Below are 799 nucleotides of genomic sequence, written 5' to 3'. Positions count from 1 at the left end.
GGCGTTCACAAATCACCTGTGGGAGCGAGCTTGCTCGCGATGAGGCCAGTACAGCTGCCCACCATCAAAGGCCCGACACAAAAACGCCCGCACAAGGCGGGCGTCGTCCAGCAAGGCGCGCTTACTTGGCGGCCAGCGCCGAGTAGCTGTTCATCAGGTTGCGGTAGTTGGGAATGCGCTGGGACAACAGGTTGCCCAGGCCTTCGATATCGTTGCGCCAGTCGCGGTGCAGCTCACAGGCCACCGAGAACCAGTTCATCATCTGCGCGCCGGCGGCGGTCATGCGCACCCAGGCGGCTTGTTGCACGGTTTCGTTGAACGTACCCGAGGCGTCGGTCACGACAAACACATCGAAACCTTCAGCCAGGGCCGACAGGGTCGGGAACGCCACGCAGACATCGGTCACTACGCCGGCGATGATCAATTGCTTGCGGCCGGTGGCCTTGATTGCCTTGACGAAGTCTTCGTTGTCCCAGGCATTGATCTGGCCAGGGCGCGGGATGTACGGCGCGTCCGGGAACATTTCCTTGAGCTCCGGCACGATCGGGCCGTTGGGGCCTTGTTCGAAACTGGTGGTCAGGATGGTCGGCAGGCCAAAAAACTTGGCCAGGTCAGCCAGGGCCAGCACGTTGTTCTTGAACTCGTTGGGCGAGAAATCCTGGACCAGGGAAATCAGGCCAGTCTGGTGATCGACCAGCAGGACGACCGCGTCGTCTTTGTTCAGGCGGTTGTAGGCGGGAACGTTGCTCATGGGATGACTCCTTTGGATGGATGTATTGAAAACCAATGTGGGAGCGAG

The 799-nt window shown here is 60.3% G+C and carries 1 protein-coding gene; it reads right to left on the bottom strand.

What is annotated here, in order from left to right; genetic code table 11:
* Positions 1 to 121: 121 nt before the first annotated feature.
* The gene (gene ycaC / locus ACE04F_RS11550) at positions 122 to 751 is read right to left on the bottom strand and encodes an isochorismate family cysteine hydrolase YcaC (RefSeq protein ID WP_486106788.1); all 630 of its coding nucleotides are present in this window, start codon (positions 749 to 751) and stop codon (positions 122 to 124) included.
* Positions 752 to 799 lie beyond the last annotated feature (48 nt).

The organism is Pseudomonas sp. AGC41 (genome assembly GCF_057334555.1).
Note: the sequence above shows the minus strand (reverse complement) of the source record. Positions and strands in the feature narration are given on the sequence as shown.

Coding starts and splice junctions, on each gene's coding strand:
- ycaC (WP_486106788.1), bottom strand. CDS start 751: ATGAGCAACGTTCCCGCCTACAACCGCCTGAACAAAGACGACGCGGTC.